We start from the raw sequence: 14,180 nt of genomic DNA, 5'->3' as shown, positions 1-14,180 counted from the left end.
CGCTTTCGCGAACGGTCCGGAATTCGGTGGACTTCGGAAACATCGATGGGAAGGTGCTTTATGCAGTCTGTTATGGGAGATACTATGAAGCGGCGAAACATGTTGATCGCCAGCGGGACCATTGTCGGTGCGGCCGCCAGTGGCGTCGTGAGTCGACCACCCGGAGACGAGGCCCTCCTGACGGCAGCTCGCAACCGGGATGGTGGTGCCGAAATTTCGGCCGACTCGGAGTCCATCCTTCCCGGCACGGTTCACGAAACGACGCTCTACGAACGCGTCGCGTCGCGCGACGGCCCCACGGCGATGGTCTTCGGGGGCATCCACGGCGACGAACGACCCGGAATCGAGGTCGCTCGAGAGGTCGTCGACTGGAAACCCGATTCGGGACGGCTCGTCGTCGTTCCCGAAACCAATCGCGTCGCCATCGAGGAGAACGCACGTGCGGGACCCGAGGGCGATCTGAACCGCCACTTTCCGGCCGACAGCGAACCGGTAAGCGACCTCGCGCGAGGTATTTGGGACGTCGTCGAGCGCTACGAACCCGAGGTGGTCCTCGATCTCCACCGATCACTCGGCATCGCCGGCGTCCACGAGAACTACGTCGGCCAGGCAGTCTATCACTCGGCGAACGCCTCCGGGACCGAACTCGCGGCCTATCTCAACGACGTGGTAGTTCCCTGGCATATGCCGTTCCACCGGGTGTCAGCCCACCGAACGCACAGTGGCGGCCCGTTGCTCTTTCAGAAGGCGATTCGGGAGGTCGGGGCGAAAGCGTATCTCTTCGAGACCACCGATTTCCTGCTCGACCGGGAGGCGAAAAACGAGCACACGCGCCTGGCGACGGCGAAGACTCTCGCGCTGCACGGACTCCTCGAGGTGGACCGGAACCGATGAGCGCGTCAGTTCGGCGAGCGCTCTCGAGTCCCGTCACGCTCGTTACCTACGGGCTGTTGGTCGTTCCGTTGGTGATCGGCCGGATCGAGTCGTCCCTACTGACCCCGCTTGCGCTTCCAGGCTACGTGATCTACGTCCTCGGAACCGCGATCGGCAACGCACTCTCGCCGGGTGTCAGACTCAAGTATTACTGGATACCGTTTCTCGTCGGTTGCTACGGTATCGCCGTCGTAGTCGGCTCCGGATACGAACTGTGGCGCGATCTGAAGCAGAAACGATCGACCGACCCGCGATAGCGCCGACGGTCGATATCGCGGGGCGGTGAGTCGAACCGTTCGGTCGAATCTCTTCGATATCACGGAACTGCGAGCGCGAATGGGACGGAGCGGAACCGGACACGACCGATATCTCACGGTGAGTCGGCACCACGAGTGCGTCCCGAAGTTACGTTTTCCCGACGCCGAACGCGCCGTAAGGAGTTCTCAGTACCACAGATTCGACTTTGACAGGATACTATCGATCCCGGAACTGCTGACTCCCGGTTCTCGGTATCGTGAGGAACGCGGTCGTCCGACCGGTATAGCACCGGTGATGTGCTCGTCGGGCGGTGATTCGACGGTACCCGTTTGCTGGCCACAGCCTCACCGCAGACCGCCGGTCGGCGACGACCGCGATTTATTATTCTCGGGCGCGTACCTTCCGACCACGCGAGTGGGGAGGCCAGATGCGATGACTCGAGACAATCGAAACGCGATGACCGGTGACGACCGATACAAACAGTTCGGCGTCTACGTCTCGACGGACGTCTTCGAGAAACTCTCCGAGTTCCTGTACGAGAACGCGGGCGTCGTCGATTACGGTGAGTACTTCGACCCGACCGTCTCGACGATTCCCGCGGGTGATCCTGGTGCCGACGCGACGGACGCACTCGTCTCGAGTCTCGTCGAAGACTTCGCCAGTCTGTACGAAGAGGCAGACTTCGAAGCCGCTCGCCGAGTCGACGTTGACGGGTTCGTCCTCTCACACCTCGCCGCCGACCCACAGACTGTGGCGAGCGCACGCGAGCGATTCCAGGCGGCCGCCACGATTCAGGAGTCCGATCTTCGAACCGTCCACACCGCGATTCTGTCGGCGGCCCTCTCGGCGGGGGCTGAGACGGCTGAGCAGTGAGCAACGGCCACCACTACGACCACCTGCGTGTCCGGACCGGGTTCCGTCGGGACGACCAGAAATCGATCGTCGTTCGGCAACGACGAACCGTTCGACGGGACGGCTATCTCGGAGATATCGACCGGAGTTGCTTCCATCGCGAGTCCCCTCCTTGGACCTCGAGCACGAACGAAGCGGACGGGATGGCGGTGTCCCGACACGACTCGCTCGAGTCACATTCGATCCCGGCCGCCGATTTCTCGAGTGAGACCGTTGCCCGTTGAGGCGGCACAACGCGCCCCGAAGCGAAGAATCCGCCGACAATCGATTCCGGCTTTCTCACCGGGTCGACGTGGGCGGTCCCGGTTTCTCGAACGGACGTGCCGACATCGGGGCCGAACGGGGCGTTATTCGACCGGGAAGGACACAGTAACGACGCTACCAGTGTCGTCAGTTTTGTTGCACTCGAGGGTTCCGCCGAACTTGTACACGGACCACTGAGCGAGCAACAATCCGATTTCGCTTCCGTGTTGCAACTGTGATGGTTCGTCTCGTACTTCCTCACCCACCATTACCCACTCGTCGTCGGAGATTGCCGACCCGTTGTCGGCGATTTCGACGCATCCCTCGTCGTCCCGCCTGTATACCCGTATTTCCACCCGCGGTGTGGACGCGGTATTGTGCTCGATACCGTTCTCGATGAACTGCTCGAAGACCGCACTCGAAGGAGACGCTCCCGGTCTTTGAGGCCCGTTATATCGCGTCCTTCCGGAACGAGCTGGATGACTTCCCCGTCGTCGTCGGTGATGGGTCGGATCGAAAAGTCAACGACAGCCTCCCGGTCTGCACCCTGAATTCGGATCTCGTTCCGGTACGAATGTCCCGACCTGGCCTTCTCGAATCCCCGGCGAACTGATTCCCGACCCGATTCGTCACTGAATTCCAAGGCGTTCCAGAGTTTGGTTCCGATGGCCTCCTGTCGATCAGCGTCGGCGAACGAGAGTCCCGCTTCGTTCGCCTCGAGGAGGGATCCGTCGAGGTCAACCAACCCAGTGAACTGGTAGGTGTTGTTGAACACCGCCTCGAACCGACGTTGGCGCTCCTTGCGGCCCGAAACGTCGCGACCGATCCCGACCAGTTCCTGCAGCGTCCCCTCTTCGCTCACCATCGGTGCGCCGGTAAACTCGTACGGAGTAAGCGTGCCCGACTTCGATTTCAATCGGGCTTCGACGGTCGTGGCCTGGCCTTCCGCGAAGACCTTCTCGATGTGTCTTCGGACGAGGGGCCGATCCTGTTCGGCGATGAAATCGATCGGTTCCATCGCGGAAATCTCCGCGTCAGTGTAGCCGGTGACGCGTCGAAACTGGTCGTTCCACCGCGTGAACGATCCTTCTTCGTCGAACGCGTAGAGGAGATCCGGTAACGCCTCGAAGAGACTCTTCGTGAACGCCTGTTCGTCCTGAAGTGACTGCTCGCGCTCCCGACGGTCGGTGATGTCCTGGATCGCGCCGCGGATTCGGACGACCGTTTCGCCCGACAGTTGCGGAGTGCCCTTCGCACGGACCCACCGTCGCTCGCCGTGGTGAGTGACGATGCGGAGTTCGTGATCGAACGCCACGCCGTCTCGAAGCGAATCCTCGATCGCTTGCCGTATGATCGGTCGATCCTCGTGATGGTAGAAATCGATCGCCTCCTCGAGTGATGGAGACGCGTCCAACGGAAGGCTGTGGATGCGATTGACCTGGTCGGTCCACCGGAGGTCGTTCGATCGCGGGTCGAACTCCCACCCGCCGACTGCAGCCATCTGCTGGGTATGAGCGAAGAGATCGTTTTGGCGTTTCAAGCACCGTTCGTACCGCTTTTGCCTGGTGATGTCGATGATGATACCCTCGAGAACCCTCACCTCGCCGTCGTCGACGACCGGGACACCGCGCTCGAAAACGTGTTTGCTGTCACCGTCCCGCGTCCGGATGCCGTAGGTCACGGTGAACTGTCGTTTGGCATCGATTCCCTCTCTGACGTTCCGTTCGAGGTATTCACGGTCGTCGTCCGCGATGAGGCTGGCGTAGGTGACGTCACCCTGCTCGAACGCGGATGGGGGGTATCCGGTGAGGGACTCGACGCACCCTCTGAGAAACGTCATTTCCCACGGTAGTTCGGGGTCGCATCGGTAGGCGAGCCCGGGGAGGTTGTCGACGAAACGGTCCAGTATCGATCCCGGTTCGTCAGGAGGGTCAGTGCCGAACACGTTCGGTATTTCTAGTAGTATTCAATTAGATTCCCGGTATTAATTCTCGTGGCCGATACCCGAAAGGGCCGACTGTAATGTCGTGTTCGGGCCGTTCGACCGTGGCCGGACACGTCCGCGTGAACGGCGGGTCCATTCGAGCGACCTGAACCGCCGCGACGGCGGGCGAACCGCATTCGGAGAGTGCGAATCGGAGTCGTTCGATTCGCGGACGCCGGTCTTTGCAACGCCGAACGCAGTCGCTAAACGCAGACGCCGGGGATAGCTACTGGATCCGATCGCCGAAGAGGACGTTCCAAACCGCGTTCTGTGCATTTCGGAGCTGCTCGCTCAGCGTCGACTGGCTGATGTCGAGTTCTCGCGCGACGTCTTCGGCTGTCGCCTGTTGTGGGACCTCGAAGTACCCACACCGGTAGGCGGTCTCGATGATCGTCAACTGCTCGGACGTCAACTTTCCTTGCAGGTTGTACTTGAGATTGCTGCCGCCGAGCGGGAAGCTCATTTCGTTGGTCTCTTTTACGCCGACGAGTTCGAACGAGCGTTGCTGGCGTTCGACGTTCTCGGCTAACTGTTTTAGTTTTTGCCAGCTCGAGACGGACGCGACGACGGTCATGCCGTGATTCTGGACGAGAATGCGATGCGGAATAGCGTCGTGCTCGAGGAGAGTCGCCGTCGGTCTGGGCTGGTGTTCGTCGATGTAGGTGAGTACGTAGAACGTATTCGAGATCGAACTCGTTGGCTGGACGAATATCGGCTCGACGTGTTCTATCTCGGCGAGGACCTCGGACAAGTCCGCGACGCTCGGGGCGGTTATCGTGAAGAACTCGAGCCAGTGGCTGTTAGCCGACCCGGGTACCACGTTGTCGAGTTCGATCTGGGCGGATCCGGATAGCTCGCGGCGTATCGACTCGAGTACGCCGATCGGCTCGGTCTGAAACTCGATCCGGAGTCGATTCGAGTCCTGATTTGTAAGCTCCATTACCAGTACGGGTCCCGCAGCAGTTTTTTGTCGATCTTCCCGTAGGGTGTCTGGGGCAACGTTCCGACGGTGTCGACCGATTTCGGTATCGCCGGTGGGTCGAGCCGCCCTCGGCAGAACGACTGTAGTTCCTCGAGGTCGAGCATCTCATCGTCGTCGAGCGAGAGGATCGCTTTTATGTCCTGTTCGGTCCTGCGGAAGGTGACATCGGAGGCGTAGTCGACCTGGTTCTTCGGCACGCCGATGATTGCGACCTCGCGAACCGCAGGATGGCGCTGGACGACGCTCTCGACTTTCGTCGAGTACACCAGTTGGTCGTCCGAAACGATGACGTTCTGTATCCGATCGAGGATGGACAGGCGACCGTCGTCGTCGATGCGGCCGATGTCTCCGGTCCGTATCCACTCGTCGTCGGATCGGGGCGCGGTCGGACCGTCGTCGACGTAGCCTTCCATCGCGTAGGGGGATCGCACGCCGACTTCCCCGATGTCGTCGCCCCACTCGTCGCGCTCGTCTCCGAACTCGAGTAGCGTGACGTCGGCCAGCTGGGCCGGAATTCCGTTCGACTGGAGCCACTCGTCCTCCGTAGTATCGTGTTTCGCCTTCGGGAGGACGGCAACGAGGTTCGGTACCTCGGTTAACCCGTAGAACTGAACGAAGACGGGTCCGAGTGCCTCGAGTCCCTCTTCGAGCCGGGACGTCGGAATCGGCGCGGATCCGTACACGACCGTGTCGAGTGCGGATGTCTCGGCGTCTGCAATGGCGGGGTGGTCGAGGAGTTCGCCGATCATCGTCGGGGTGAGATACACCCAGGAGACGCGTTCGTTCTCGATGCGTTGAACGAGGGCCTCCGGTTCGAATACCTGATCGAGCACGACGGTTCCCCCTTGCATGAGAATCGACTTCGCGAAATACCCGGCCGAGTGCGAGAGCGGGGTGACGAGTAAGCCGATTTCTCCCTTTCGCACCTCGAACTCGTAGACGTGCGAGTAGAGATTGAGAACGATGCTCTCGTGGGTGTGACGCGTCCCTTTTTGCTCGCCGGTCGTTCCGCCCGTGTAGAAAATCGTCGCGATATCGTCCGCTCTCGAGTGGGGCTCCGGTGGAGTCGACGGCGCTTTCTCCAGCAGCCCGTCGAAACTGTGAAACCCGATCGGGAGTTCGCTGTCGCTGCCGAGTCCGATGACGTGACTGCACTCCTGGGATCGCTGCTGGAGGTCCCGGACGGTATCGAAAAACGTCGGCCCGACGACCAGAACGTCGGGCGTCGCATCGGAGAGCGTGTATTCGCATTCCTCGTCGCTGAGCTGGCTGTTTAGCGGGACCGTCGTCACGTTCGCTCGGGCCGCTGCGATCTCGGTGATGAGAAACTCGGGTCGATTCCCGATGAGGATCGCGACGCGGTTGTTTCCACACATCCCGAGCGCGTGAAACGCGCTCGCCAATTTCGCCGACTGGGCATCGAGATCGGCGTACGTGGTGATCTCGTTCTCGTATCTAATGGCCGGCTTCTCCCCGTACCGACGGAACAGTTCCTCGTAGAACTCGCCCATGGAGCAGAGGTCACGATTCATGGCCACATCCTGGACAACTGGTGGACTGATTGGTTGGGTTCATGGTACCGTGTGTCGTGGATGTGTCGCACCCTCCACACGCCGAACTATCAATCTACCTATAAATCATCCGTCACTTCGTGAGCGATTTTTCAATTATTCCCAGAAACGACTTTTCATGGCGCGTATCAGTTGGTTTCGCGTCCTCCCTCGACGGGGTTGACGCCGGATCTGTTATAAATAATCGATATATATGGGGCCCGGTTCGAAGCAAGGTTGTTGATAACAAATAGCATATGCCGAGAGGATGTCCGTGGATAGACACCAACCAGAAATACTGGCGATCGATGCAGGTGGGACACTGACGGACACCATCGTCATCGATTCCGATGGCGGGTTCACTGTCGGAAAGGCACAGACGACACCGGAAAACGAATCGGAGGGGTTCCGTAACTCCATCGACGACGGTCTGGGATACTGGGACGTCTCGCCTGACGACGCGTTTCCGTCCCTCACCGCCGGGATCTATTCGGGCACGGCGATGCTGAATCGCTTGCTCGAACAGGAGGGCGAAATCGGCGGGGTGATCGTCACTGCGGGACAGGAAGATTATCTCCGAACGGAGCGGGCACGACAGACGTACACGAACTATTCGTACTCCGATCGGCTCCACTCCGTCACGCACCAGCACAACGAACCGTTCATCCCGAAAGACCTCATTCGTGGCGTTCGCGAACGAATGGACCCGTTGGGGCGGGAAGCGATCCCGTTGTACGAAGAAGAGGTGCGGTCAGCAGTCGACGACCTCCTCGACGAGGATATCAATTACCTGATCTTCAACTTCATTTACTCGTATGCGAACGATGCGCACGAGAAGCGAGCCAAAGAAATCGCTCGGGAAGTGATGGAAGAACGGGGCGATGACGTCCCGCTGTACCTCGCGAGCGAAATACAACCCGTGAGGGGCGATTTCATGCGGCTCAATACGGTGATCGCCGAGGCGTACGCGGCCGAACCGTCTCGAGAACAACTGCACGGCGTGATGGAAACCTGTGACGACCTCGGCGCCGAATTCGAACTCAGGGTGATGGCCGGTCACGGCGGCACCATCAGTTACAGTTCGGAACGGTTGGCGAGCACGCTCATTTCCGGCCCCATCGGCGGAGTCATCGGCGCGGACTACGTCGCGAACCACCTCGACATCGACAATCTGGTGTGTACCGACATCGGCGGGACGAGTTTCGACCTGTCGCTCATCACCGACTCGTCGTATTCCGTCGATCCGGAACCCACCATCGCACGGTACTTGCTCAACCAATCGATGGTCGAACTCGACAGTATCGGTGCCGGAACGGGCTCGCACGTCAAGATCGACCCGAACTCGAATCGAATGGAGATCGGGCCGGAGAGTGCCGGAGATCAAATCGGCGTTTGCAACGTCGAGGGCGACGTCGAACAGCCGACGATCACCGACTGTGACCTTCTGCTCGGTATTCTCAACCCGGACTACTTCCTCGGGGGCGACCTCGAACTGGATACGGAGGCGGCCAAGACGGCGATAGAAGAGCGGATCGCCTCGAAACTCGGCGTCGACGCCTACGAGGCTGCCGAGGGTGCGGTCGACCTCATGGAGTCGCGCCTCCAGAACCAGGTGAACGCGGCAGTGCTCGGAAAGGGCTATTCGCCGGTCAACTACTCGTTGATCTCGTACGGCGGTGGCGGTCCGGTTCACGCGGCCCAGTACGTCGAGGATCTGCGCTTTCAGGACGTGCTGGTTCCGGCGTGGGCGGCCGCGTTCTCGGCGTTCGGCTGCGCGTGTGGGGATTACGAGTACCGCTACGAGGCGACCATCGACCTGCCCGTCGGCCCGGAACTCGACGACGAGGCGAAGATGGATATCGCCGAGACGCTCAACGACCAGTGGGCGACCTTGAGAGAGGATATCGTCGCGGAATTCGAGCGCAGCGGCTACGATCCCGAGGACGTCTCGCTCGACCCCGAAGTCCGGATGCAATACCAGGGTCAACTCAACACCCTCGAGGTGTCGGCCCCGACCGCGAACATCACCGAGCCGGAAGAGGTCGACCAGCTCATCGAGAATTTCGAGGACCACTACGCCAAGGTGTACGCTCGGTCGGCCGCGTCGCCGGAACTGGGATACACCATCACCCGCGCCGTCGGCGTCGGACACGTTCCGACCGAAAAACCGCAGATACCGGACGTGGCCCTCCAGGACGAGGAGCCGCCGGCGGAAGCGGCCAAGGGGACGCGCGACGTGTACTGGAACGGCCACTGGCAGGACGCGGCGATATGGGAGATGACCGACCTGGAGGCCGGGAACGTCATCGATGGACTCGCCATCGTCGAGTCTCCCGCTACCACGTTCGTCGTCCCACCGAACTTCACGGCCGACCTGGACAATCACCGAATTTTCCACCTGACACAGGAGAACTGAACGATGGCTTCAGAACAAGACAACCTCACCGACCGCGTGCGAGCCGAACAGGAACGACTCTCCGAGAAGACCGGAACGGACGAGGGAATCGGCTGGAACGGACAGTCGATCAAAGAGATGCTCGAAACGGCCGAACGGCAGTACGAGGAGACCGGCCACTGCTACGGTATCGACGAACTGGAACTCAAATCGGAGACGCCTATCGAATACGAGAAAATCTTCTCACAGCTTCGAGGCGGACTGGTCAACGCCCGCGAGACGGCGCTGAACATCTCCGCGAGCCCCATCGTAAAGGAGATCGGGGAACTGAGTTTCATGCTGTACACACCCGAAGGCGATAGCGTCGCGCTGTCGACGGGCATTATCGTCCACGTCCACACGACCAGCGACGCGATAAAGTGGATGATCCGCCAGGATTACGAAACGAATCCGGGCATCGAACCGGGTGACATCTTCTGTAACAACGATCCGCACATCGGCGACGTCCACAACACCGACGTTCAGACTATCGTCCCCATCTTCTGGGAGGGGGAACTCGTCGCGTGGGCGGGCGGCGTAACGCACGAGGTCGACATCGGTGCGTCGTCGCCCGGCGGTGACCCGGTCGGGCCGACGTCGAGGTACGACGACGGCTTCGACATTCCGGCGATGAAGATCGGCGAGAACGATCGCCTGGACGCCGATTACGAGAAACGCGCCGAGATGGGCGTGCGAACGCCCGAACTCTGGAAACTCGACGAGCGCTGCCGGCTCGCCGGGTGTCACATGGTTCGCGACGCCGTCCACAGCCTGATCGAGGAGGAGGGCGTCGACACCTACAAGCGATTCGTGCGAGAGGTCATCGAGGACGGCCGTCGGGACTTCAAACAGCGAATCAGGGAACTCACCGTCCCCGGTCGCTACCGGGCGCCGACGTTCACCGACGTCCCGCTCGAGGGCGAACAGGGCCTGCCGAAACGGTCCGCCAACGACGACATGATGCACGCGCCCCTGGAGGTCAACATCGAATCGGACGGCTCGTTCGAACTCGATTTCGACGGCGCGGACGCCCAGGGCGAACACGTCTTCAACTGCACGCCGAGCGCGCTCCAGGGTGCGATCTGGGTGTTACTGACCCAGACGATCATTCCGAACGATAAGATCAACGACGGCGCCTACTACGCCACGGAGACGTCGGCTCCGGAGGGGGCGTGGTGTAATCCGGACACCGTCCGAGCGGCGACGGCCGATGCGTGGCACTTCCTCCGGCCGTCGCTCTCGGGGATGATCCGGTCGCTAACGCGATCGTTCAACGCCAGGGGCTACATCGAAGAGATGGCCTCGAGCTACGGCGATACCGCCAACTACTTCCAGGGGGAGGGCACCGACATGTTCGGCGAACCGTTCGCGACGCTGAACTTCGAACTGTCGAGTCAAGGGTTCGGCGCTCGCGGTTTCACCGACGGCTTCGATGCCGCGTACGCGATGTGGAACCCCGAAGCGGACCTCGGCGAGGTCGAAGTGTGGGAACTACTCGAACCCGCGCTGTATCTCGGTCGGCGGCTCAAGCCAAACAGCGCGGGGATGGGCAAGTACCGCGGCGGGTCCGCCTTCGAATCGGTCCGAATGGCCTGGGGAACCGACGAACTCTACTTGCAGAACAACGGGAACGCGCTGGCGTTCAACAGTCCCGGCATGTTCGGCGGCTACCCGTCCTCGACGGGCTACATTCACAACGTCAGAGACAACGACATGGACGAACGGATCGAGAACCGCGACAAGTACCCGATTCGAGACGGGACGCCCGAAGACTCCCAGATGTTCGACTACGTCGACGGCGACGACCGTCAGTTCGAGGAACGAGGGACCTCGCTCCTCGAAGAGTACGACGAACGCGACCTGTACCTCAGCGTCAACCGGGGCGGCGCCGGTCTCGGCGACCCACTCGAGCGGGACATCGAACTCATCGAGGCGGACCTCAACGACGAACACGTCCACCCGGAGTATGCCGAGCGCGTCTACGGTGCTCACGTGACGGAGGTCGGTGACGGTGCGTACGAAGTCGATCCGGAGGAAACGGCAACGAAACGGGAGCGCATCCGCGAGCAACGGGGCGAGGAAGCGATGCCGGTCGACGAGTGGATGGAACAACGCCGAGAAGACGTCGTCGAGGGGAACTTCATCCCCGTCGTGAAACGGAGCTACAACGAGAGTCTCGAACTGAGCGAGGAGTGGGACGACCACTTCCGCTCGTTCTGGGACCTGCCTGCCGACTTTACGTTCGAAACGGAGGACTAACCAATGCCAGAGTACTCACGAGAACGAATCGAATCGCTCATTGACGGCACCATCCCCTTCGACGACGCGAAGGATATGATGAGTGCGTACAAGGACTCGGACCGCTTCGACACGTACCGGGAGATCCTCCAGGAACGAGCGGAGTGGGACGACACGATCTTGCTCCCGCTGACCGATCACCTCTACGTGGTCAACAACGGAAGCGAGCGGATCACGAAGTGTGATTGCGGCCACGAGTTCGGAGATTATCGAGAGAACTGGAAGCACGAGGCACTCATCAACGTCAGGGACAGTCGCGAGGATCTCCAGGAGATCTATCCGGAGGCCATGCACTCGGATCCCGAGTGGATGGTCCTCCGCGAGTACTTCTGTCCGGGCTGTAAAACGCAACTCGAAGTCGAAGCGGTTCCGCCGGGTTACCCGATTATCTTCGACTTCAGGCCGTACATCGACGACTTCTACGAGGACTGGTTGGGACGGAACGCGCCGGACAAACAGTAAGCGGTCAGTAATCGTACGCACGCGACCATCGATTCGATCCAACGTACTATTTCGCACGACGACCATCCCAGACAGCGCCAATCAACCGTCCTCCCTGAAGGGGTGTTTCGAATCCAGCCTGACCCGTGATCTCGAGCGGGACGGCGCTCCAGTTCGACGACGGTGACGAGACCCGCAGTTACGCCGACCTCGACGAACGGCGGCGTCCATCGGTCGCTGACGAACCGAACTGACAGCCTCCCCGCCCCGAAGGACTGGGCAGTCTCTTCAACTCTCGGTGCCTCAGTAGGTCCACGTGCTATTTGTGGGGCAAAAGCGTTAGACTACTGTATGTCCCCAGATGAGTCTACTTCCAACGGGAGCACTCGTCTCTCTACCGACGTAACGGAGGGAGTACAATACTGGGGCCCGGCAATCGCCGTGAGTCTGACGACGTTCCTCGTGGTCATCAACGCATCCCTGATGAACGTGGCGATCCCCACGATGGTGAACGAGTTCGATACCTCGGTCACCGTGATCCAAGGGGCGGTTGCACTCTACTCGCTGGTGATAGCTGCGCTTGTTCTCCCGGCCGGGACGCTGCCGTCTCGGTACAGTCGGAGACGCGTGATGGCAGTCGCACTGATCGTCTACGCCGGTGGGACGCTGGTGGCGGCGATCAGCTGGAATACGACGATCCTCTATCTCGGCTGGTCGTTCATCGAGGGCTCCGCGGCCGCCGTGATATTTCCCCTGACACACACCGAATTGCGAGTCAGTTACGAGGGCGATGACCGGGCGAAGGCGTTCGGACTGTTGGCTGGCGTGAGCGGGATCGGAGGAACGCTCGGGCCGATTATCGGTGGCGCACTCACCACGTACGCGAGTTGGCGGTGGGGGTTTGCGCTCCAACTCGTCGGTGTAGGGGTTATTCTCTTCTTCGTTCGGTACGTGAGTCCGAAACCGCTGTCAGAAACACGCAGTTCGCCGGATAGAGGCGGGACGGTTCTGTCCATCGTCGGTTCGACGTCGCTCGTCACCGGATTCCTTCTCAGTGGGAAGTACGGGTGGATAGTCGAACGGCGGCCGTTCCTCGTCGGCGGGGTGCAGTTCAATCCGCTCGGGACGTCGCCGGCGATCTGGTTTCTCGGGGTCGGATTGCTCGCGTTCGCCGCGTTCGTTCAGTACGAACGGCGACTGCAGCGTGCCGGGAAGTCACCGCTCGTTCCGCTGCGTGTACTGACGAACCGCCCTTTTCTATCCGGCGTTATCACGTACAATCTTCGCTCGATAATCTCGGCTGGTTTCTTTTTCATCTTCCCGGTCTACGTCCAGGCAGTGCTCGGGTACACCGCCTTCGAAACCGGGCTCGCGTTGGTACCGTATTCTCTCGCGTCGATCCTTTTGTCGACGTTTACGACCGGCTGGCGGAAGTACATCTCACCGAAGACGCTTATCCAGGTCGGCATCGTGTGTATGGGCCTTGGACTGGTATTGTTGTACGAGCAGACAGGCCCCAGTCAGACGATCGGCGAGATGGCTATCCCAGTAGGGATCGTTGGAGCCGGTGTCGGACTTATACTGGGACAGATCACCAATATGACGATGTCGGCCGTCCCGACCGCGGACTCCGCCGAGGCATCCGGTGTCCTGAACGTAAGCTATTCGATCGGATATTCCCTGGGGACAGCAATCGTTGGTTCGTTTTTCCTCGGACAGTTCTACGGTAGCGTCGTCGATGGAGTGCTCCGAGCGGAACGCGTGACCGTTTCTGCGGAGCAACGAAATGATCTGGTGATAGCTCTCGAAGATGCGACAGAGACGGCGACCGAAGCCGCTCAACAACAGTTCCTGAACCAACTCACTCCGACGGAACGACAACTGCTCGAGAATATCTTCGAAGCTGCAATGTTCGACGCTCAACGGGCGGGGCTGGCCCTCCTCGTACTGCTCGTGTTGTTCTTGCTCATCGCCTCGACGTTCTTGCCACGGCAGATACCGGGAGACGACGACCGAACCGACCGCACCGAAGCGTCCGAAGGTTCGACAGGTAAGACTTCTGAGACAGCGGAGGACTAACGGAAAACACCGAATCGGACACCTCGGATGCCAGCAGTCATCCTCCCGAGTGGCTCAGAGCGGTTC

Annotated in this window: 12 protein-coding genes; 8 read left to right on the top strand and 4 right to left on the bottom strand. The window is 60.6% G+C overall.

Translation table 11 applies throughout. The annotated features are described in order from the left end of the window. Window positions 1–84: 84 nt before the first annotated feature. From NJT13_RS03055 to NJT13_RS03040, 4 genes are all read left to right on the top strand, one after another. Window positions 85–894: a succinylglutamate desuccinylase/aspartoacylase family protein gene (locus tag NJT13_RS03055; protein ID WP_254525372.1), complete on the top strand. Its 810-nt coding sequence runs from the start codon at window positions 85–87 to the stop codon at window positions 892–894. Beyond that, window positions 891–1,190, top strand: coding sequence for a hypothetical protein (locus tag NJT13_RS03050; protein ID WP_254524021.1), 300 nt, complete (start codon window positions 891–893; stop codon window positions 1,188–1,190). Before NJT13_RS03055 ends, NJT13_RS03050 begins: the two co-directional genes overlap by 4 nt. A 457-nt stretch (window positions 1,191–1,647) precedes the next feature. Then, window positions 1,648–2,064, top strand: coding sequence for a hypothetical protein (locus NJT13_RS03045; RefSeq protein ID WP_254525371.1), 417 nt, complete (start codon window positions 1,648–1,650; stop codon window positions 2,062–2,064). Continuing rightward, on the top strand, window positions 2,061–2,327 hold the full coding sequence (locus NJT13_RS03040; RefSeq protein ID WP_254524020.1) for a hypothetical protein: 267 nt from the start codon (window positions 2,061–2,063) through the stop codon (window positions 2,325–2,327). Before NJT13_RS03045 ends, NJT13_RS03040 begins: the two co-directional genes overlap by 4 nt. Window positions 2,328–2,450: 123 nt before the next feature. On the opposite strand, the gene NJT13_RS03035 is transcribed toward NJT13_RS03040, so the two are convergent. The 4 genes from NJT13_RS03035 to NJT13_RS03020 all read right to left on the bottom strand — a co-directional run bounded on the left by NJT13_RS03035 (window position 2,451) and on the right by NJT13_RS03020 (window position 6,844). Continuing rightward, window positions 2,451–2,702, bottom strand: a complete 252-nt coding sequence (locus NJT13_RS03035) for a sensor histidine kinase (protein ID WP_254524019.1) — start codon at window positions 2,700–2,702, stop codon at window positions 2,451–2,453. Continuing rightward, complete coding sequence (locus tag NJT13_RS03030; protein ID WP_254524018.1) at window positions 2,615–4,291, bottom strand: PAS domain-containing protein; 1,677 nt, start codon at window positions 4,289–4,291, stop codon at window positions 2,615–2,617. The genes NJT13_RS03035 and NJT13_RS03030 overlap by 88 nt, the downstream gene beginning before the upstream one ends. Before the next feature lie 265 nt (window positions 4,292–4,556). Beyond that, window positions 4,557–5,270, bottom strand: a complete 714-nt coding sequence (locus NJT13_RS03025; protein ID WP_254524017.1) for a helix-turn-helix domain-containing protein — start codon at window positions 5,268–5,270, stop codon at window positions 4,557–4,559. Further along, complete coding sequence (locus tag NJT13_RS03020; protein ID WP_254524016.1) at window positions 5,270–6,844, bottom strand: AMP-binding protein; 1,575 nt, start codon at window positions 6,842–6,844, stop codon at window positions 5,270–5,272. Before NJT13_RS03020 ends, NJT13_RS03025 begins: the two co-directional genes overlap by 1 nt. Window positions 6,845–7,130: 286 nt before the next feature. Between NJT13_RS03020 and NJT13_RS03015 the strand changes: the two genes are divergently transcribed. The 4 genes from NJT13_RS03015 to NJT13_RS03000 all read left to right on the top strand — a co-directional run bounded on the left by NJT13_RS03015 (window position 7,131) and on the right by NJT13_RS03000 (window position 14,114). Further along, entirely contained in the window at window positions 7,131–9,278 is a 2,148-nt protein-coding gene (locus NJT13_RS03015) for a hydantoinase/oxoprolinase family protein (protein WP_254524015.1), read from the top strand. 3 nt (window positions 9,279–9,281) lie between these two features. Further along, window positions 9,282–11,555 carry a hydantoinase B/oxoprolinase family protein gene (locus tag NJT13_RS03010; protein WP_254524014.1) on the top strand — a complete coding sequence of 758 codons (2,274 nt, stop codon included), beginning with the start codon at window positions 9,282–9,284 and terminating at the stop codon, window positions 11,553–11,555. Between the two features lie 3 nt (window positions 11,556–11,558). Then, complete coding sequence (locus NJT13_RS03005; protein WP_254524013.1) at window positions 11,559–12,056, top strand: acetone carboxylase subunit gamma; 498 nt, start codon at window positions 11,559–11,561, stop codon at window positions 12,054–12,056. A gap of 330 nt (window positions 12,057–12,386) precedes the next feature. Continuing rightward, window positions 12,387–14,114 (top strand): MFS transporter, encoded by a 1,728-nt coding sequence (locus NJT13_RS03000; protein WP_254524012.1) that lies wholly within the window; start codon window positions 12,387–12,389, stop codon window positions 14,112–14,114. Window positions 14,115–14,180: the final 66 nt, after the last annotated feature.

The sequence above is a fragment of the Natrinema caseinilyticum genome, assembly GCF_024227435.1.
In the GTDB taxonomy this organism is placed as follows: Archaea; Halobacteriota; Halobacteria; order Halobacteriales; family Natrialbaceae; genus Natrinema; species Natrinema caseinilyticum.
The sequence above is the reverse complement of the archived record's forward strand: the minus strand, read 5'-3'. Positions and strand labels throughout refer to the sequence as shown.